The organism is Enterococcus sp. DIV1083b, assembly GCF_051713705.1.
Taxonomy (GTDB): Bacteria; Bacillota; Bacilli; order Lactobacillales; family Enterococcaceae; genus Enterococcus_D; species Enterococcus_D casseliflavus.
Map to the genome: position 1 here is coordinate 74,696 of NZ_JBIOQJ010000001.1, position 19,453 is coordinate 94,148.

16 protein-coding genes are annotated in these 19,453 nt (G+C 45.8%); 11 read left to right on the forward strand and 5 right to left on the reverse strand.

Translation table 11 applies throughout. The features are described 5' to 3' along the window. Positions 1-34: 34 nt before the first annotated feature. Genes IGI69_RS00340 through IGI69_RS00350 form a run of 3 tightly spaced genes read right to left on the reverse strand, consistent with a single transcriptional unit; the run spans position 35 to position 2,142 of the window. The gene (locus IGI69_RS00340) at positions 35-391 is read right to left on the reverse strand and encodes an MmcQ/YjbR family DNA-binding protein (RefSeq protein WP_086294328.1); all 357 of its coding nucleotides are present in this window, start codon (positions 389-391) and stop codon (positions 35-37) included. A gap of 60 nt (positions 392-451) precedes the next feature. Continuing rightward, entirely contained in the window at positions 452-1,204 is a 753-nt protein-coding gene (locus tag IGI69_RS00345) for an ABC transporter permease (protein ID WP_005226521.1), read from the reverse strand. Then, complete coding sequence (locus IGI69_RS00350; RefSeq protein WP_438739301.1) at positions 1,201-2,142, reverse strand: ATP-binding cassette domain-containing protein; 942 nt, start codon at positions 2,140-2,142, stop codon at positions 1,201-1,203. Before IGI69_RS00350 ends, IGI69_RS00345 begins: the two co-directional genes overlap by 4 nt. Positions 2,143-2,237: 95 nt before the next feature. On the opposite strand from IGI69_RS00350, the gene IGI69_RS00355 reads away from it, so the two are divergent. The 5 genes from IGI69_RS00355 (at position 2,238) to cydC (ending at position 9,302) form a co-directional block, all read left to right on the forward strand. After that, positions 2,238-3,197, forward strand: coding sequence for a helix-turn-helix domain-containing protein (locus tag IGI69_RS00355; RefSeq protein WP_438739303.1), 960 nt, complete (start codon positions 2,238-2,240; stop codon positions 3,195-3,197). 187 nt (positions 3,198-3,384) lie between these two features. Next, a complete protein-coding gene (locus IGI69_RS00360) occupies positions 3,385-4,815 on the forward strand; it encodes a cytochrome ubiquinol oxidase subunit I (RefSeq protein ID WP_005226527.1) in 1,431 nt (476 codons plus the stop codon). After that, positions 4,812-5,831, forward strand: a complete 1,020-nt coding sequence (gene cydB / locus IGI69_RS00365; RefSeq protein WP_005226530.1) for a cytochrome d ubiquinol oxidase subunit II — start codon at positions 4,812-4,814, stop codon at positions 5,829-5,831. The genes IGI69_RS00360 and cydB overlap by 4 nt, the downstream gene beginning before the upstream one ends. Next, complete coding sequence (cydD, locus tag IGI69_RS00370) at positions 5,828-7,549, forward strand: thiol reductant ABC exporter subunit CydD (RefSeq protein WP_438739306.1); 1,722 nt, start codon at positions 5,828-5,830, stop codon at positions 7,547-7,549. The genes cydB and cydD overlap by 4 nt, the downstream gene beginning before the upstream one ends. After that, positions 7,542-9,302 (forward strand): thiol reductant ABC exporter subunit CydC, encoded by a 1,761-nt coding sequence (gene cydC, locus IGI69_RS00375; RefSeq protein ID WP_438739308.1) that lies wholly within the window; start codon positions 7,542-7,544, stop codon positions 9,300-9,302. The genes cydD and cydC overlap by 8 nt, the downstream gene beginning before the upstream one ends. 54 nt (positions 9,303-9,356) lie before the next feature. On the opposite strand, the gene IGI69_RS00380 is transcribed toward cydC, so the two are convergent. Continuing rightward, positions 9,357-10,337 carry a polyprenyl synthetase family protein gene (locus IGI69_RS00380; RefSeq protein WP_005226544.1) on the reverse strand — a complete coding sequence of 327 codons (981 nt, stop codon included), beginning with the start codon at positions 10,335-10,337 and terminating at the stop codon, positions 9,357-9,359. A gap of 93 nt (positions 10,338-10,430) precedes the next feature. On the opposite strand from IGI69_RS00380, the gene IGI69_RS00385 reads away from it, so the two are divergent. From IGI69_RS00385 to IGI69_RS00395, 3 genes are all read left to right on the forward strand, one after another. Further along, a complete protein-coding gene (locus IGI69_RS00385) occupies positions 10,431-11,333 on the forward strand; it encodes a prenyltransferase (protein ID WP_005226546.1) in 903 nt (300 codons plus the stop codon). Between the two features lie 31 nt (positions 11,334-11,364). Beyond that, the gene (locus tag IGI69_RS00390) at positions 11,365-12,573 is read left to right on the forward strand and encodes an NAD(P)/FAD-dependent oxidoreductase (RefSeq protein WP_208788331.1); all 1,209 of its coding nucleotides are present in this window, start codon (positions 11,365-11,367) and stop codon (positions 12,571-12,573) included. A gap of 136 nt (positions 12,574-12,709) precedes the next feature. After that, a complete protein-coding gene (locus IGI69_RS00395; protein ID WP_218193005.1) occupies positions 12,710-13,651 on the forward strand; it encodes an FAD:protein FMN transferase in 942 nt (313 codons plus the stop codon). A gap of 66 nt (positions 13,652-13,717) precedes the next feature. On the opposite strand, the gene IGI69_RS00400 is transcribed toward IGI69_RS00395, so the two are convergent. Then, positions 13,718-14,632: a LysR family transcriptional regulator gene (locus IGI69_RS00400; RefSeq protein WP_086372501.1), complete on the reverse strand. Its 915-nt coding sequence runs from the start codon at positions 14,630-14,632 to the stop codon at positions 13,718-13,720. Positions 14,633-14,895: 263 nt separating this feature from the next. On the opposite strand from IGI69_RS00400, the gene IGI69_RS00405 reads away from it, so the two are divergent. From IGI69_RS00405 to IGI69_RS00415, 3 genes are all read left to right on the forward strand, one after another. Beyond that, entirely contained in the window at positions 14,896-15,501 is a 606-nt protein-coding gene (locus IGI69_RS00405; protein WP_438739311.1) for an NADPH-dependent FMN reductase, read from the forward strand. 18 nt (positions 15,502-15,519) lie between these two features. Continuing rightward, positions 15,520-17,946 carry a flavocytochrome c gene (locus IGI69_RS00410; protein ID WP_438739313.1) on the forward strand — a complete coding sequence of 809 codons (2,427 nt, stop codon included), beginning with the start codon at positions 15,520-15,522 and terminating at the stop codon, positions 17,944-17,946. A 91-nt stretch (positions 17,947-18,037) separates the two neighbouring features. Beyond that, positions 18,038-19,267, forward strand: coding sequence for an L-lactate MFS transporter (locus IGI69_RS00415; RefSeq protein WP_438739315.1), 1,230 nt, complete (start codon positions 18,038-18,040; stop codon positions 19,265-19,267). Positions 19,268-19,453 lie beyond the last annotated feature (186 nt).

Consider the following 19,453-nt stretch of genomic DNA (forward strand, 5'->3'; position numbering starts at 1 on the left):
CGCATCGTTGATCGTTTTTTTTTGATATTTGGTTTTAACGGGTACGTTCATAGCTGTCTCGTAACAAAGATTGGAGTTGTTTTTCTGATACAGAGCCATCTAGTAATGCGGTGAGCCAATGGTTTTTATTCATGTGATAAGCGGGTAAATAGCCGCGACTTTGATTGATGATCGAAACCATTTCGGGCGCTGCTTTGACATCTAAAATTTCGATCATTTCCGTTCCTTCCAAGCCTAATTTTTGCTTTTCTATAGTCATCAGCAAGCCAAACCATTTGCCGCTTTTACGGTGCCGCAAGACTTGGTACTCGGGAAACTTTGCAAATGGATGGTCGATCTGAACATCATTGAAGGTCTGAGCGAAGGCGATCAGACGGTTTTTAAGATCCATGGGTATCCCTGCCTTTTCATAATAGAAAACTACTTATATTATACCACTGGTTCCTCTTATCTAGCGTAACCGTTTCTGATAAAGCATCCGTGCCAAGAACCAGCTCACCACTACGATACCGCCGCACCAGCTAAAGGCACTGATCAAGGTGGTATCTTTCAAGTTTAACAAAAGCCCGCGCAAAGAATGGATGATCGGCGACATTGGTTGGTATTCAGCAAAAACGGCTAACGGACGCGGCATGGTTTCCGTAGGGACGAAACCAGAGCTTAAGTAGGGCAAAAGGGTGATCAAGACAGTAAACAAGGTAGCTGTCTCGGGGCTTTTGGCGATGAGCCCAACCAGAACTGAGACCCAAGTAAAGGCGAAGGTGAAGCAAAAGATCAATAGGAAGGCGAGTCCCCAGCCTGCAACTGTGGCTTGAGGGCGAAAACCGATGACCATGGCAACGATCAACACGACCAAGGTGCTGATCAAACTTCGAAGGGTCGCGGCGAAGACATGGCCGTTTAAAAAGGCTGAGTTAGAAATATTCAAGGTCATCAGCCGTTCCACCATGCCGGATTTCAAATCTTCCGTCACCGTTACCCCAACGGAGGAGGCGCTTTGGGCGATACATTGGACGAGAACACCAGGAACGACAAAATCGACATAAGAGGTATCGCCGACGTTCATGGCTCCCCCAAAAACATAGACGAAGAGGATCATTAAAATCGCTGGGGTCAAAATCCCACTTAGCAAAGTCTCCATACTGCGAATCGATAGCAAGAGATTGCGTTTGAATAAGGTGTTGGTTTCTATAATTGCTTTCATTGGTTTCCTCCTTGGACAAGTGTTAGAAAAATATCTTCTAACGAAGCATTCTTTTGATTAAAACTGGTGATGGTGATCGGTAGTTGATTGAGTTCCTGCAACAGCGTGAAGGAATGCTGGAAGTCTTGACTGACGGGAAATGCCAGAGAGAGACTGGACTCATTGACTTGCAGCGGAAAGTCAGACAGATGCTGTCGCACGGTCTGCAAGTGTTCTTTCGTCAATACGCTGATTTCCATCGTTTGTGAAGGATGCAGTGCTTTGACTTCCGTTGGTGTTCCTTGCAAGATGATTTTCCCTTCATGCAAGATGGCGACTTGATCTGCTAAAAATTCAGCTTCTTCGAGGTATTGAGTCGTCAGGAAAATCGTTCGTCCTTGAGCGGCGATCTCTTTGATCATGTGCCATGTGGCTAAGCGGTTTTGCGGGTCTAACCCGGTCGTTGGTTCATCCAAAAAGAGCAGGTCAGGTTCGCCGATAAAACTCATGGCGATGTCTAAGCGTCGTCGCATGCCACCAGAATAACTTTTGACTAGTCGGTTGCTGGCATCCACCAAATCAAAACGCTCTAACAAATGTTGGACGATAAACTGTTTGTTTTTGACATGGCGCAAGGCAGCAATCATCAGCAAGTTTTCTCGTCCGGTCAGTTCTTGATCGACGGCGGAAAATTGCCCTGTCAGACTGATTTTTTCGCGAATCGCTGCTGGATCTTTGGTCAAGTCGATCCCATCGATCAGCGCGGTTCCTTGGTCAAAAGGTAGGATAGTGGACAAAATTTTGACTAAAGTGGTTTTTCCAGCGCCGTTTGATCCTAGTAAGACAAATACTTCGCCAGGAGTGACGTCAAAAGTGACCTCTTTCAAAACGGTTTTGTCTTTGAAGCTTTTTTGTAAATGTTTCACGTGAAGCATTTTCTTTTTTATATGGGTATCCATAGCTTTTCCCTCGTTTCTATAAGATAATTCAACTATAAAGGCTCTTCGGGAAAAGCAACTGCTTATTTCAATATATTGAAAAAGAAGGTGAAAAAATGAACAATTATGGTGCGACAGTGAAAGAGCTTCGCAAAAGCAAAGGCTTGCTGTTGAAGGAATTAGTGGATGAACAATTGTCGATGTCTTTGCTATCGCAATTTGAAAATGGCAAAACGACGATTTCCTGCGAACGATTTCATCGCTTGCTAGATAAATTGGAAGTGAGTTTTGCCGAATTTCAGCTGCTGCATACGGGGGAGCATCATTCGGAGGCTCAAAATCTAATGGTTGACTATGTCCGTTCGATGGGGATCGAATCCATTGATGAAGTACCTAAATTAAAAAAGAAATATCAAAAGCTGACCACGTACTTTCAACAGCATTACTCCTTGGAGCTGGACCACTTCTTACAACTGATCCGTTTTGACTACTTGATGAAAGAGGAGCTTTTTAAAGGGGTGCCCATCGAGGAGGCTTACCTGAAACACAATTACTGTTTGGACTCTGCCAAGCATTACTTGCTGAATACCGATACATGGGGTGTTTATGAGCTGCGGCTGTTTGCCCGCGTAGCAATTTCGATGGAGCCAGCTTTGCTTTGGCGCTGCTTGACGATCGCCATCAAAAAGAGTCAGCGCTTTGCAAAAATTCCTGGCAATGAAGATATTTTGTACAACACGTTTGAGACGGTATTTTCTGTCTTTGCTGTTTTCGACGAGGCGAATTATGCGGAAAAGACCTTTCATTTATGGCGAGATCATGTTTATGAAAAAGAACACATTGAACAAGCGATCTTTATGCCGTTTTTTGAAGGCTGGACATGTCTATTAAAACAAAATAAGGCACAAGCGGCGGACTTGATGCAGCAAACGTTAGATCAGCTGGAAAGATTAGGGATGAAGAACACGTTTGCTATGTATCAATTATTAAGCACATCTGTATTGAAGGAAGAGTTTCCAGGGATTTTATTGAGTGATCCATTGCTTTCTGAAGGAACCCGTTTTGGCTGGGAGTAGCTAGAAAAAGCTGTTTCCCGCCGATGAAAGCGCCTTATGTTTAAGAATCGGAGAGGAAGTGATTAAAAATCAGTAAATGCAAGCAATTTGCTTCTTTTTTACTGATTAGAGGAGTATATTCGAAGTTGGAATTTTTCTTTATTTAGAATTATTTTAATGTACTTTTTATGAAATAGGAGGATGTAGGATGGATATTGTGACACTAGCGCGAATCCAGTTTGCGATGACGACGATTTTTCACTTTTTCTTTGTACCGTTTTCGATCGGAACTGGTGTCGTCGTTGCAATTATGGAGACACTTTATGTGATCAAAAAAGATGAAAAATATCGCCGGATGACGAAGTTTTGGGGGAATATTTTTCTATTGAGTTTTGCTGTCGGGGTCGTGACAGGGATCATTCAAGAATTTCAATTTGGGATGAACTGGTCAGACTATTCTCGTTTTGTCGGGGATATTTTTGGTGCGCCCTTGGCTTTAGAAGCTTTGTTGGCGTTCTTCTTAGAATCGACGTTCTTAGGACTGTGGATCTTTACATGGGATCGGGTCAGTCCCAAGCTGCACGCCACCTTTTTCTGGTTGGTGACGCTAGGTTCGATGCTATCGGCGTTTTGGATCTTAGCTGCCAATAGTTTTATGCAGCATCCAGTGGGGTATACCTTGAACAATGGCCGGGCAGAAATGACTGACTTCGGTGCATTATTGGCAAATCCACAAGTGTGGTATGAGTTTTTACACGTGATCACCGCTGCCATCACGATGGGTGGGATCATTGTTGCTGGTTTATCAGCCTTTCGTCTGTTGAAGAAAGACAAAGACATTGACCGCGACTTCTTCAAAAAATCAATGCGGATCGGTTTTGCGGTGGCATTGTTCGGTTCATTCACCGTCTTGCTAGCTGGGGATGAACAAATGAAATACTTGGTTGAAGAACAACCAATGAAATTTGCCGCAATGGAAGGAACTTATGAAGATACCGGGAGTCCTGCGGCTTGGACTGTCGTTGCTTGGGCGAATGAAGCGGAACATCACCAAGTCTTCGGTATTTCGATTCCCTATATGTTGAGTATCTTAGCCTTCAATGAACCCTTCGGCTCCATCGACGGGATGGATACGGTCAATCAGCAATTGATTGAAACCTACGGCGATCGTAATTACTACCCGCCGGTCAACACACTCTTTTGGAGCTTCCGGATCATGGCTGGTTTTGGTGCCTTGATGCTGTTGGTTTCTGGTCTGGGGTTGTATTTTACGCGTAAGAAGAAACCGTGGCTCTTTGAAAAACGCTGGCTGCTTTGGGTAGTGGCGATCACTTTGTTCACCCCATTTATTGCCAATACAGCTGGTTGGTTGATCACGGAGTTAGGACGTTACCCATGGACGGTATACGGCTTGTTTACGATCGAAGATAGTGTGTCACCAAACGTTTCCGTGACCTCACTCTTGATCTCAAACATCGTTTACTTCCTCTTGTTCTCTGGCTTAGGCGGAACGATGGTCTATCTGGTGAAACGGGAAATGGATCATGGACCTGAAAAAGAAGCCTTCGGCGAAATCAGCCAAGGAGACAACCAAGAAGGGTACGAAGACCCATTTGATAAGGAGGCGTTTGAAGGATGACCGGTCTGCAATTACTATGGTTCACGTTGATTGGGCTTTTATTTTCTGGCTTCTTCTTCTTAGAAGGGTTTGACTTTGGTGTGGGGATGTCTGTGCAGACATTGGCCCACAATGAAGAGGAAAAAGACCAGATCGTTAAAACGATCGGGCCTGTCTGGGATGGCAATGAAGTGTGGCTATTGACCGCTGGCGGAGCGATGTTCGCCTCGTTTCCATACTGGTATGCTTCTTTGTTCAGCGGTTTTTATTTGATTTTGTTATTGATCTTAGTCGGGTTGATCATTCGCGGTGTTTCCTTTGAGTTTCGAGCAAACTTCCCGAAAGAACACAAAAACATTTGGAACTGGACGTTGACGATCGGCAGTACGATCGTACCGTTTTTCTTCGGTCTGATGTTTGTCAGCATGATCCAAGGAATGCCTTTGGGTGAAGATGGCAACATGACGGCAACCTTTACGGATTACGTCAATCCCTTTTCAATCGTTGGCGGGATCGCGTTGACTTTGTTGTGCTACTTGCACGGATTAAACTATATCGCTTTGAAAACGGAAGGTCCGATTCGGGCACGGGCACGCAACTATGCAAGTATTTTTTATGGCATCTTATATGCAGGCTTAGTCGTCTTTGCTGTGATGCTTTATTTCCAAACGGATTTCTTCGAAAATCATTTTGCGACAACGCTTGGTTTGTTGCTCGTGATCGTTGTACTGACACTGATTGCAAATATCGGCGTCTTTAAAGGCAAAGAAATGATGGCTTTCATTGCGAGCGGCTTGACGTTGATCGCTTTGGTGGCATTGATCTTCACAGGGTTATTCCCAAGAGTCTTGATCAGTTCGATTGATTCAAGCTATGACCTGTTGATCGCTGATGCGTCTTCAAGCCGCTACACATTGAAGATCATGAGTTATCTTTCACTGACGATCTTGCCTTTCGTCTTGGCCTATACGGCTTGGAGTTACTATATCTTCCGTAAACGGATCAGTCATACGGAGGCGTTGGAGGGGTATAAATGATTGATAAACAAATCATGAAGCTCCCAGGAATGAAACAACTTTTAGGGCTGCTTGCGGGACTTTCGTTCCTGCAGGCGCTCTTCATTATTGGGCAGGCGTATGGATTGGCACGTGCCATCACTGGCTTATGGGAAGGACGACCATTAGAGGAACAGTGGGGCTGGATTCTGCTGTTCTTTTGTTCGTTTATCGCCCGACAAGCCGTTATCTATTTCCGTTCCAAAAGACTCGATGATTACAGTTACCAGCAAGCCGCCGATCTGCGGGATCAATTGTTGGAGAAATTGTTTCGGGTCGGTCCTCAGATCGCACAACAGCAAGGGACGGGGAATGTAACAACGATGGTCTTGGAAGGGATCAACCAAGTCGAAAACTACTTGAAATTGATTCTTGCCAAAATCATGAATATGTCGATCATTCCTTGGGTCATTTTGGCACTCGTTTTTTATCTGGATTGGGAGTCGGGCTTGGTCTTGCTGTTGGTGTTCCCCTTGATCATCATTTTTATGATCATCTTGGGCTATGCCGCGCAAAGCAAAGCGGAAAAACAATACCGAACGTTTCAATTACTGTCCAATCATTTCATCGACTCCCTGCGAGGGATCGACACGCTGAAATTGTTTGGGGTCAGTAAAAAATATGGCAAGAGTATCTTTGCTTCCAGCGAACGGTTTCGGAAAGCGACGATGGCTTCATTAAAAGTCGGTATTTTATCGACCTTCGCCTTAGACTTTTTCACGACCTTATCGATTGCCGTCGTGGCAGTCTTGCTAGGCTTGCGGCTGATCAATGAAGGAATCTTGCTGTTTCCAGCGTTAACCATCTTGATTTTAGCACCAGAATACTTCTTGCCGATCCGCGACTTTTCCAGTGATTACCATGCAACCTTAGACGGGAAAAATGCGATGACTGCGGTGACGGAGATCTTGCATCAGCCCGAAGCCCAAGTACCGGCAGTAACGGTGCCTCGTTGGCAGGAAGACGCCCAGTTAACGATCGATCAGCTGGCGTTTTCCTACGAGGAAAAAGCGGCTTTGACGGATATCAACTTGAACGTGACTGGCTTCAAAAAGATCGGGATCATCGGTTTGAGCGGTTCTGGCAAGTCTACCTTGGTCAATACCTTGAGTGGCTTTCTCGTGCCAGACAGTGGCGAGATCACTCTCGGAGGGGCCAAGACCACGGCCTTTCGCCAAGCAAGCTGGCAAGAACAGCTGATTTATATTCCGCAAAATCCTTATATCTATCGGTTGACCTTGCAGGAAAATGTCGCGTTTTATCAGCCGACAGCTACCAAAGAAGCCGTACTGAAAGCCATTGAAGTGGCAGGCTTGACTGAGCTTTTAGCAGAGCTGCCGCAAGGGTTGGACACGATGTTAGGAGAAGGGGAACGGCATCTAAGTGGCGGACAAGCCCAACGGATCGCTCTAGCCCGTGCCTTTTTAGACCAGCAACGAAAGATTCTTTTGTTTGATGAACCAACGGCTCATTTGGATATTGAAACCGAAGTTGCCTTAAAGGAACGGATGCTGCCGCTGATGGAAAACCGTTTAGTCTTTTTTGCAACCCATCGCTTGCACTGGATGGAAGAAATGGATGAAATCATCGTGATGGATCAAGGAAGAATCGTGGAACAAGGAACCTTGGCACAACTGCAGCAAAAGCAAGGTGCTTTTACAGAACTAGTCAACGGAATGAGGAGGGAACAGCTTGAATAAAATCGGCTTATTGCGCTCATTGAAAACTGATACGTGGGTCAAGCCTTTCTTGTCAAAATACAAAAACGTTTTGGCGCTGGCCTTATTCCTAGGCTTCTTGACCTTTTTCTGTGGTGGGGCACTGATGTTTAATTCTGGGTACCTGATCAGCCGCTCGGCATCGATCCCAGAAAACATTCTATTGGTTTACATCCCCATCGTACTGACCCGAGCGTTTGGGATCGGCCGTCCAGTCTTTCGCTATTTGGAACGGTTGACCAGTCATAGCTGGGTCTTGCGCATGACTTCTAATTTGCGATTGAAATTGTATAACGTAGTAGAAAAAGATGCGATCTTCTTTAAGCAAGCGTATCGCACGGGGGATATCTTGGGCTTATTGGCAGAAGATATCAACCATATTCAAAACCTGTATTTGCGCACGATCTTTCCTACCGTGATCGCTTGGATCTTGTATGCGTTCTTGATCATCGGACTCGGCTATTTTTCTTGGTGGTTTGCTTTGGTGATGCTGCTGCTATTAGGAATCATCGTCTTTGTCTTGCCGCTTTGGTCGGTGATCATCAACGGCGCGCGGCAAGAAAAGCAAAAACACATGAAAAACAACTTGTATACGACACTGACGGATAATGTATTAGGGGTTTCTGATTGGGTCTTCTCTCAAAGAGGCAGCGAGTACGTGGCTGCCCATAAGGAACTGGAAACGCAGTTGCGGGCGGTGGATGAACAGATGCTGTCCTTTGATCGCCGGCGTGATTTTCTTTTACAAAGCATCTTTGGAGTGATCGCTGTCGCATTGCTGCTTTGGACCAGCATTCGCTTTCCAGGTAACCACGGAGGAGCAGCCAACTGGATCGCTGCCTTTGTCCTGTGTGTCTTTCCTTTAGTTGATGCATTTGCGCCATTACCTTCAGCTGCTCAAGAAACCAATCGCTACAAAGACTCCATCGATCGCTTCAATGCACTGCCAGAAGAAAATCGCCAAGAGGTCTCCATGGAGCAACCGTCAGTACCTGAAGTGACGGGCCTCGTGTCGATCACAGTCAAGGACTTGCATTTTCAGTATCCTGAAGGCAAAGAAGTGCTTCATGGGTTGGATCTAACGATTCCTGCGCATCAAAAACTAGCGATCCTTGGTCGCAGCGGTTCTGGGAAAAGTACATTTGCCTCCTTGTTGCGAGGCGATCTGCAACCGACGCAAGGGTCGATCACCTTAAACGACGTGCCTGTGACGGCATTGAGTGAGTCGATCAGTGACTTGATCGGTGTCATCAATCAAAGTCCCTATCTTTTCCATACGACCGTCTTGAATAATATTCGGCTAGGCAATGAGTCGGCTTCGGAAGAAGAAGTCTGGCGCGTACTGGAGCAAGTCGGGTTGAAAGAAATGGTGGCAGCTTTGCCTAACGGCTTGGCGACGATGGTGGATGAAGCCGGCTTGCGTTTTTCTGGTGGAGAACGGCATCGTTTGGCATTGGCGCGGATCTTGCTAAAAGACACCCCGATCATCTTATTGGATGAGCCAACCGTCGGCTTAGACCCGATCACGGAGCAAGGCGTGCTCGAAACCTTTTTCCAAGTGCTGGAGAACAAAACGATCATTTGGATCACCCACCACTTGCAAGGAATTTCGATGATGGACCGTGTGCTCTTTATTGAAGATGGTCAGTTGACCATGAGCGGAACACCTGCCGAATTGGCAGCAGAAAATAAACATTTTCAACACTTATTGGCCATTGACCAAGGACGACGATAAAAAAGAGCGTCCATCAATCAGTGATGGACGCTTTTCTTCTCATTGCTCTATGGCTCAGTAATTGCGCTGCAAGAGCAGTTCAGTTAATGAACGAATTTTGGCTTTGCTAGGTGCTTCGGGCAGCAGATCGATGTCGTCTAAGGCTTTTTGCGTGTAGGTGACCGCGAAAGCGCGCGCTTTTTCGACACCGCCGTAACGAACGACAAGATCCGCAACTTCTTGGGCTTCTGCCAAGGAGAGTGCTGCTTTTTTATTCAAATAAGGAGCGAATGCTGCAGGTGCCTGTTCTTTGGCAAATAGCAGCGGTAAGGTATAGACCCCTTGCGCCAAATCTTCTAGAATCGGTTTTTTCAAAGTGCCGCTATCAGAGGTGTAGTCGAGAATATCGTCGAATACTTGAAAGGCGATCCCGATGTTGCGCCCGATTTCACCCGCCCGCTCTTGGTTTTCTGTGTCGAGGCCGCCAAAATGAGCGCCTTCGAGACAAGCGAGCCAAAACAGTTCAGCGGTTTTGCCGTTGATGCTTTGCAGATAGTCGTCAATCGATTCATGGATGTTGTAGCGAGTGTGCATTTGATCAAGTTCACCTAAAAGGAGTCGTTTCATGGCTTGTGCGTTGGTTTTTAAAAACGGGGAGCCATTCATACTTTCGATCAAAAGCTCAAAAAATTGGGTGAACAAAAGATCACCCGTGTAGACCGCGATATCCTTGCCGTATTTGGCTTGAACAGTGACTTGACTGCGCCGCAGCGGCGAATCGTCAATGATGTCGTCGTGGATCAAAGTGGCCATGTGTAAAATTTCTAGAGAAGCAGCAATTTTTGTTAATTGGTCGGTTTTTTTATAATGGGGATCGCCTAAGTCAGCAAACAAAAAAAAGAGCGCTGGCCGCAGCATTTTTCCACCTGAATAAGTAAAGTCGATCAAAACATCTTGTATCTCTTTGTTACGAACAGTAACGTGTTCTTCAATGATGGAACATACGGTTTTCAATCGTTGTTCGATCGTCGGATAATCGATCCAAAAGTCAAACATAGTATAACCCTTTCTAACAGTCATTCAGCCCTTATTCTAGCGTAAAGGGGCGTGATTGACTAGTTTAATGCACTCGCTAAAGGAGGTGAAGTTGTGACGCTACCTGTATTTTTAGAACTTGTCGAATTTAAAGCAAAAACCGCCAGTATTTTGCCATTTTTCATTGGTGTCTGCTACAGCTGGTACAATTATCAAACGATTCATCTTGGCTATGTCCTATTGTATTTCATTGCCATGCTGATCTTCAATATGGCGGTGGATATTTTAGATAACTACAACGATTACCATCATGCCACAGAAGGGCATGACTACAAAGAAAAAACCAATATCATTGGTCGGGAACAGTTGTCTGTCAAATTGGTTTTTTGGTTGATGGTCTCCATGATCATCGTTTCCGCCGCCATGGGAATCGCCTTGGCAATGGTAGTTGGTTGGCCGCTCTTTTGGATGGGGCTGTATTGTTACCTAGTCGGGATCTTTTATTCCTCTGGTCCACGGCCGCTTTCTAGTTTGCCTTTAGGCGAGTTCTTTTCTGGCTTTACGATGGGCTTTATGATCTCGTTGATCTGTGTCTACCTTAATGCCTATCAAACCTTTGAATGGAATATTGCCACGATTGGCAGTATTTTCTTGATCTCATTACCCAACACATTATGGATCGCCAACTTGATGCTGGCAAACAACATTTGTGATCTGGAAGAGGATGAAAAAAATGAGCGCTATACGCTAGTGCATTACCTTGGTAAAGCCCGTGCGTTGAAATTATTTATCACAATGAACGTCTTGGCGTTTGTTGCGATCATTGCCTCAGTTGCCCTCAACATTGCGCCTTGGTCACTGGTTCTGACCTTTTTCGCGGCGCCCTTTGTCTGGCAACAGACAAAACGATTTATGCAAAAACAAATCAAAAGAGAGACCTTCATTTGTGCCGTTCGGATCCTTGCGGTCGGAGCATGCGTACAAGTGCTGAGTTTTGCGATTGGTTTGATTTTATAATTTTTACAGCAAAGAAAGGAAGTAAGGAAACATGAAGGAAGTTGTCATTTTAGGAGCAGGGTATGCTGGATTGCGAGCATTGCACGTACTGCAAGGAGCAAAAGAAGCGTTTCACATCACATTGATCGACAAAAACGATTATCATTATGAGGCAACCGATCTTCATGAAGTTGCGGCCGGTACGCAACCAAGAGACCGCATTTGCTATCCCATCAATGATGTCGTTCGTCCCCAAAAGACCACCTTTGTTCAAAAGGAAGTGGCGTCGATCGATCGTAACCAGCAAGTGATCGTTTTTAAAGATCAATCCACGTGCACGTATGATTATTTGATCGTGGCGTTAGGCTTTGAATCAGAATCGTTTGGGATCCCTGGTGTCGAGGAGCATGCGTTGGAAATGGTGGATGTCGACTCCGCAGAAAACATCTATCATCATTTGTTGAAACAAATGAAGGCATACAAAGAAACACAAAATCCTGACTACCTAAAAATCGTTGTCTGCGGTGCTGGTTTCACTGGAATTGAATTGCTAGGTTCATTGGTGGAAAACCGTAAAACCTTCGCGAAAGCAGCAGGTGTCAAACCAGAAGAGATCAAACTGTACTGTGTCGAAGCAGTGACTCGTTTATTACCGATGTTTGATGAAAAACTATCGGATTACGGGATCAAAAATCTCGTTAAATGGGGCGTAAACTTCCTGACTGGTAAACCCATCAAAGCAATCAAACCAGGTGTCGTTGTCTATCAAAATGATGCCGATACAGGAGCAACAGCAGAATTATCAGCCAAAACCATCGTTTGGACCACGGGCGTCAGCGGCAGCCATGTGATGGCTGAATCAGACTTTTCTGCTCGTCGTGGTCGCGTGATGGTCAATCAAGACCTAACAGACCCTGATCATAGTAACGTCTATGTTGTCGGTGATGTTTCAGCAGTCATGGACCCAGCGACCAATCGCCCGTATCCAACAACGGCTCAAATCGCTTTGAAGATGGGGCAGCATGCGGGTAAAAACATCTTACGTCAAATGAACGGAGAAAAACCAGCAGATTTCCACTTTGAATCATTAGGTTCAGTGGCATCGATCGGCAATACCCATGCCTTTGGCTTAGTAGGGAAAATGGGCATCAAAGGCTATCCCGCTTCCGTGGTGAAAAAAGCCATTATGGACCGTTCCTTGTACCAAACCGGTGGGGTCAAAGAAGTATTGGCGAAAGGCCGCTTCGACTTTTATCATTGAGCAATAGAAACAGCAGACTGCGAGGGTGACCTCGCAGTTTTTTTTCAAAAAAAGCAGTGGCGGCATCCCGCAGACTACTTTTTTCTCCCAGAAACTGCTATGATAGCCAAAAGAAGAGGACAAAGGAGCAAGGACAATGGCAGAAGGTCAACGAGTGTTACAGGGAATGGGAACGGTGATCACGATTTGGGTGCAGCATGAAACCCCAGAAGTGATCTTAGAGGAAGCAGCGAAAAGAGCCGTGGCCTTTGAACAGCGTTTTAGTGCCAATGACCCTACGTCGGAGTTGATGCAGATCAATCAGCAGGCAGGACAAGGAGCGATCGCCGCCACACCGGAATTGGTTGAATTGATCGCACTAGGGAAAACCCATAGCTTGCCAAAAGATAGCTACTTAAATATTGCCATCGGTCCTTTAGTGCAGGAATGGCGAATCGGGTTTCAAGATGCCCATCTACCAACGCCTGAGAAAATCGCTGAACTGCTGCCAAAGACTGATCCCGCCAAGATCGTTTTGGATGAAACACTGCAGACCGTTGGGTTAGCTGCCGGCATGAAGCTTGATCTAGGGGCCGTTGCGAAAGGGTATTTTGCTGATTTGTTGATGGCGTATTTCAAGCAGGTCGGTGTCACAGCCGCTTTGATCGATCTTGGGGGCAATGTGGTGACTTACGGCGATGCCCCGAGCCATGCTGATGGCTATTGGCGGATAGGGATCCAAAATCCTTTCTTGCCAAGAGGGAATTTTGTCGCCGCGTTGAAGGTACACAATCAGTCAGTCGTTACATCAGGGATCTATGAACGAACCTATCAGGTAGCGGGCAAGACCTATCATCATATCTTTGATCGAGAAACGGGCTATCCGTTAGAGTCAGCCATTGCCAGTGTCACGATTCTATCCGACAAATCGGTTGATGGAGAGATTTGGACGACCCGCTTATTCGGCAAAGAGCCACCAGCCATCTTGCAGGAGCTGGCGCCGTTAGAAGGGATCACTGGATTAGTCATTACCAAACAAGGTGAATTGATCTATCCGCAAGAATTAGCACGTTTGATCGAAACGCCAACAGCAGAATGAAAGCAAGCAGCGATCACCTAGGAATATAGGTGATCGCTGCTTGTTTTTTTTTGTAAAAAAGGAAAGCTAGACGTGGTGCAAAAAGGCCTCGATCAAGGCGGCTTCGCTGTTTGACAATGCCCGTTCGGCTTGGTGGGCAATAAAATAGGTGAGGGACAAGAGTTCCTCTGGCATTGGATAAAGATTAAAAGGGGTCGCAGTAGCAGCTTGCAGCACGCTTTCTGGTACGATCGCAATCCCAAGGTTGTTTTCTGCCAATGCCGCTGCTGTATAAATATTGCTGCTTTCTATGAGAACCGTCGCCTCTACTTTGTATTTTTGCAGCAATTGATCGATTTGGCGCCGAATCGCCGAGCCGCTGGCGGTCAAAATCAATGGACTTTGCAGCAAGTCTTTGACGGCCAATGAATCAGGCGCTAAATACCGCTTCCCTGGTTGATACAGGGAAGAACAAGGCGGAATGATCGCTAGATACCGTTCTTGATTGGTACTGTGGACCGTTAGATTCGGTGCGATCGTCTCAGGGTTTTGTCCGATAAAAAAGTCCAGCTGCCCATTCAGCAGGCGTTTTTCATTGTGCTTCGGCAGGTCTTCCCGCAAGAAAAAGTGCACGTTGGGATAGTGTTCATAATACGCAGGCAAAAAGAGCGGCAGCAGGTAAGAACCAAGGCTTGGCAAGATGCCTAAGCGCAAAGAACGCTTCTCGGTCGCGGTATACCAAGACAGCCGACTTTTCAATTTGGCAGATTCTGTTTCCAAGGTTTCCAGATATTGATAATAGATTTTACCAGCTTCCGTCAGTTGAAAATGTCCCGGCTGCCGATTGATGATGGGGGTCCCCAGCTCTTGCTCGGCTCGTTTCACGGTTTGCGTCAAGTAAGGCTGTGAGATGTAGAGATCTTTGGCGGCTTTGGTGTAGTTGCTATGCTTTAACAAGGTATCGAGGTATTGCAGCATCAGATGGGAGTCTTTAAGTGCCATTGCGTGGTCCTCCTAGTCATTTTTCTCATTATAACAAATTTGTTATCGATAGATAGTTAAATAAATATTTCACAAATAAAGAATTCAGTCGTACACTAAATGGGTACTTGGGGAAGATTTTTTTGTTTAGGAAGAAGCCTTTCATCTCAGTAGGTCGTAAAAATCAACTTGAGAAACGATTGAAAAAAGAAATCAAAGCCAATGGTCAAAAACTTTTTATTTATTGTTAAATGTTAAATTATTCACAATTAGGAGAGATGATAATGAAATTGATTGGAATCGTAGGAACCAACTCGACGCGTTCGACCAACCGTCGCTTACTGCAATTTATTCAAAGCCATTTTAGTGACCAAGCGGAGATCGAACTTTGCGAAATCAGTGATCTGCCGGCATTTAATGAACCAGAAGATCGGATGGCACCAGCGGCAGTCCAAGCCTTGTCAGAGAAGATCGAAGCAGCGGATGGGGTGATCATCAGTACACCAGAATACGATCACTCGATCCCAGCGGTGCTAAAAAGCATGATTGAATGGCTTTCTTATACGACGCGGCCTTTGATCGATAAACCAGTGATGATCACAGGTGCTTCTCTTGGTGCATTAGGTTCATCGAGAGCCCAAGCCCACTTGCGTCAGATCTTGGATGCGCCAGAAGTAAAAGCTCGAATCATGCCGAGTGCAGAATTTTTATTAGGGCACTCCATGCAAGCCTTCGATGAACAAGGAAACTTGATCGATAGCGAAAAAGTTGCCGAACTAGAAGATTGTTTCAATGAATTTGTCTTGTTTGTCGAAATCACGAACCGTCTGGTCAGTGAATATTCAACGGCTAAAGAACGAGCAAAGAAATTTTCGTGGGAACAAGCATAAGAAAGAGAGGAACCAGTCATGAAATTTGTCGGCCTAATCGGAACGAACGCCAAAAAATCCACCAATCGCCAATTAGTGGCGTTTATGCAGCGAGAATTTGCTGCCCTAGCAGAAATTGAACTACTGGAAATCAAGGATGTCCCAATGTTCAATGAAACACAAGATCAAACCAATAGTGAAGTGATCCAACGGTTAAATAGCAAGATTTTAGCAGCCGATGGGGTGATCATTGCGACACCAGAGCATAACCATTCGATTCCTTCCGCATTGAAAAGCGTCTTGGAATGGCTCTCCTTCAATCTCCATCCCTTTGATGGCAAACCAGTGATGATCGTCGGTGCATCCTACGATGTACAAGGCTCTTCGCGAGCACAGCTTCATTTGCGCCAAATCCTTGATGCACCGGGTGTCAATGCGACAGTCATGCCAGGAAATGAGTTCTTGTTGGGACGTGCGCATCAAGCCTTTGATGAACAAGGCAATTTAAAAGATCAACGAACGGTCGATTTTTTGGAAAGCTGTTTCCGCAAGTTTGTTCGGTTTACGGAAGTCGCTAATTTGTTGAACGTACCAGAAGAAGTCGTTTATGAGCCTGGCGAATACACCGTCACAGCACCAGGACATAACGGGGATCTACCAATGGTCGTCAAATTGAGTGAAGAACGGATCGAAGCTATCGATATCGATACTTCTGGTGAATCCGAAGGGATCGCTGATGTCGTTTTCGTACGGATTCCTCAAGAGATCATCGAAGGGCAAACCTTAAATGTCGATGCGATCTCTGGTGCTTCGGTTACTAGTAACGGTGTCGTTGATGGTGTAGCAAAAGCCGTGAAAATGGCTGGTGCGAACCCAGATGTCTTGCGCAAACGTCCAAAAGCCGCCAGTGCTTTGCAAACAGAAGATGAAACATATACCACCGATGTCGTTGTCGTAGGTGGTGGCGGCGCGGGTCTGAGTGCGGCTGCCAGTGTGCTGCAAGCTAATAAAGATGTGATCTTAGTAGAAAAATTCCCAGCGATCGGTGGCAATACTGTACGTACTGGCGGACCGATGAATGCCGCGGATCCAAAATGGCAAAACGGCTTTTCCGCATTGCCTGGCGAACGCAGTGCTTTAGAAGAAGTGCTGACGATCGATGAGCAAGAGATCGATGCAGAATACTTACCAGACTTCAAAGCTTTGAAGGCACAAATCACTGCGTATCTTTCAGAAACGACGCCAGAAAAAGAATACTTGTTTGATTCTGCTTTGTGGCATCGAATTCAAACCTATTTAGGCGGAAAACGCAAAGATTTGAATGGTCAACCGATCTATGGAAAATACGAGCTAGTGAAGATCTTGACGGATCAAGCATTGGACTCAGTGAAATGGCTAGAAGAAATCGGCGTAGAATTTGATATGAACAATGTCGATATGCCAGTAGGAGCGAAATGGCGCCGAGGACATAAACCAGTCAAAAACGAAGGGTATGCCTTTGTCTCTGCTTTGCATCAATTCGTGAAAGAACATGGGGGAACGATCTTAACCGATATGCCTGTCAAAGAATTATTGATCGAAGATGGCAAGGTTACTGGAATCATCGGGGAAGGCCGTAACGGTCAAAAAGTCACGATCCATGCCAAAGCAGTGATTTTAGCTTCTGGTGGGTTCGGAGCGAATACGAAAATGTTGAAACAATACAATACCTATTGGACAGAGATCGAAGACGATATCAAAACGTCAAATTCACCAGCGATCACTGGTGACGGGATCAAACTAGGGGAAAGTGCTGGCGCGGACCTTGTTGGCATGGGCTTTTCGCAAATGATGCCCGTATCTGATCCAAACACAGGGGCTTTGTTCAGTGGCCTGCAAGTGCCACCTGCTAACTTTGTGATGGTCAATCAAAAGGGTGAACGCTTTGTCAATGAATACGAAAGCCGCGATGTATTGACCCAAGCGGCGATCGATAATGGCGGATTGTTCTATTTGATCGCGGATGAAGAGATCAAGAAAACCGCTTATAACACGAGCCAAGAAAAAATCGATAAGCAAGTAGCTGCTGGTACGCTGTTCCGCAGTGAGACCTTGGCTGGCCTGGCAGAGCAGATCAATGTTGATCCAGCCGTCTTAGAGGCGACCGTTGCGAAATACAACAGCTATGTGGATGCTGGGAAGGACCCAGAGTTTGGCAAAGATGTCTTCGACTTGAAAGTGGAAAAAGCGCCTTTCTATGCCACACCAAGAAAACCAGCGGTTCACCACACGATGGGGGGATTGAAGATCGATCCGCAAACCCATGTGTTGACGAAGGAAGATCAAATCATTGAAGGGCTGTATGCAGCAGGGGAAGTTGCTGGGGGGATCCATGCTGGCAATCGCTTAGGCGGCAACTCGTTGACAGACATCTTTACTTTTGGCCGAATTGCTGGAAAAACAGCAGTCGCAGAACATCTCGAATAAAAAGCCTTGCGCGTTGTGTCTCGACACGCGCGCTAGCTTTTGAAAAAAACATGTGAATAAAGTAACATGCTTAAAGCAAAGGAGAGAAAAAATGGAAACAAAAATCAATCGTTGGCTGATTCTGATCGCTTCGACCGCGGTATTGCTGTGTACGGGCGCTGTTTACGCCTTTAGTGTTTTTGCAGGACCTCTTAGTCAATTAAAAGGCTGGTCCATGGAAGAGATCATGTTAGCCTTTACCATCAATGCCGCAGTTGGCCCGATTACCATGATTTTGGGTGGTTTGCTGACAGACCGAGGAGCCGCTAGATGGGTCATCGCTGGTGGAGGCGTGTTGTTCGGAGCGGGCTTCTTCCTGACGGGATTGGTCAACTCACCCGCCATGCTGTACCTGACCTATGGAGTCTTTGCTGGTTTAGGGCAAGGCTTGGCCTATTCGGCTTGTTTAAGCAATACGATTCGGCTATTCCCAGATAAACGGGGACTGGCTTCTGGCTTGATCACAGCAGGTATGGGTGGGGCAGCGATTATTGCCGCACCGATTGCAAATCGTTTGATCGAATCACAAGATGTACTAGCAGCGTTTCGGATTTTAGGGATCGCCTATATCGTGATCGTCTTAGTGGCTAGTCTGTTTATTCGCAAGGCACCAGAAGATTATCGCCCAGCAGGTTGGCAACCAGCGGTGCAAGGGAAAAATGGCCCACAAATCAATCTGAATTGGTTGGACATGCTAAAGACACCAACCTTCTACTTGATTATCGTTATGTTAGGGGCAGGGGCTTTCTCAGGTTTGATGATTGCTTCTAACGCATCAGTGATCGGGCAAAGTATGTTCGGTTTGACGGCAGCCGCCGCTGCTTTTTATGTCAGCTTGTACTCATTGAGCAACTGTTTTGGTCGTGTCCTTTGGGGCACCGTTTCTGATAAAATTGGTCGGACGAATACGTTGATGATCATCTATGGCGTGGTGGCATTGTCCTTATTCTTATTAACGCTTGGTCAAACAACCGTGATCTTCACTGTCGGGATCATCGGTTTAGGACTGTGCTTCGGGGGCGTGATGGGGGTTTTCCCATCGATCGTTATGGAAAATTACGGACCGATCAATCAAGGAGTCAACTATGGAATCGTCTTTATTGGTTATTCTACGGCGGCATTCTTTGGGCCTAGAGTGGCAGCAGCAATCGCTGAAAGCAACCAAGGAGATTATACAAAAGCCTTTTATACAGCAATTTTCTTGGCGGTTTTTGGGCTCGTTCTCAACATTGGCTATGCGATGCTGAAAAAAGCCAAAAAGCCCGCACCTGTTATTAAATAACAATTCAACCAAAGCAGTCTTTTTGATAAAGGCTGCTTTTTTGGTGCCAAAACCACTCTTTTTTCTTTTTTTAAAACAGAGGATTGGCGGATGAAGCAAAAGAGAAAATTGTTTCATAGCAAGAAATTATCTCGTTGATTTCACTGTTTTTTCATCTTAACCCCCCATTTTTTAATAAATCGTGTT

Coding starts and splice junctions, on each gene's coding strand:
- IGI69_RS00400 (WP_086372501.1), bottom strand. CDS start 14,632: ATGGCACTTAAAGACTCCCATCTGATGCTGCAATACCTCGATACCTTG.
- IGI69_RS00380 (WP_005226544.1), bottom strand. CDS start 10,337: ATGTTTGACTTTTGGATCGATTATCCGACGATCGAACAACGATTGAAA.
- IGI69_RS00395 (WP_218193005.1), top strand. CDS start 12,710: ATGGCAGAAGGTCAACGAGTGTTACAGGGAATGGGAACGGTGATCACG.
- IGI69_RS00345 (WP_005226521.1), bottom strand. CDS start 1,204: ATGAAAGCAATTATAGAAACCAACACCTTATTCAAACGCAATCTCTTG.
- IGI69_RS00415 (WP_438739315.1), top strand. CDS start 18,038: ATGGAAACAAAAATCAATCGTTGGCTGATTCTGATCGCTTCGACCGCG.
- IGI69_RS00340 (WP_086294328.1), bottom strand. CDS start 391: ATGGATCTTAAAAACCGTCTGATCGCCTTCGCTCAGACCTTCAATGAT.
- IGI69_RS00405 (WP_438739311.1), top strand. CDS start 14,896: ATGAAATTGATTGGAATCGTAGGAACCAACTCGACGCGTTCGACCAAC.
- cydD (WP_438739306.1), top strand. CDS start 5,828: ATGATTGATAAACAAATCATGAAGCTCCCAGGAATGAAACAACTTTTA.
- cydB (WP_005226530.1), top strand. CDS start 4,812: ATGACCGGTCTGCAATTACTATGGTTCACGTTGATTGGGCTTTTATTT.
- IGI69_RS00360 (WP_005226527.1), top strand. CDS start 3,385: ATGGATATTGTGACACTAGCGCGAATCCAGTTTGCGATGACGACGATT.
- IGI69_RS00390 (WP_208788331.1), top strand. CDS start 11,365: ATGAAGGAAGTTGTCATTTTAGGAGCAGGGTATGCTGGATTGCGAGCA.
- IGI69_RS00355 (WP_438739303.1), top strand. CDS start 2,238: ATGAACAATTATGGTGCGACAGTGAAAGAGCTTCGCAAAAGCAAAGGC.
- IGI69_RS00350 (WP_438739301.1), bottom strand. CDS start 2,142: ATGGATACCCATATAAAAAAGAAAATGCTTCACGTGAAACATTTACAA.
- IGI69_RS00410 (WP_438739313.1), top strand. CDS start 15,520: ATGAAATTTGTCGGCCTAATCGGAACGAACGCCAAAAAATCCACCAAT.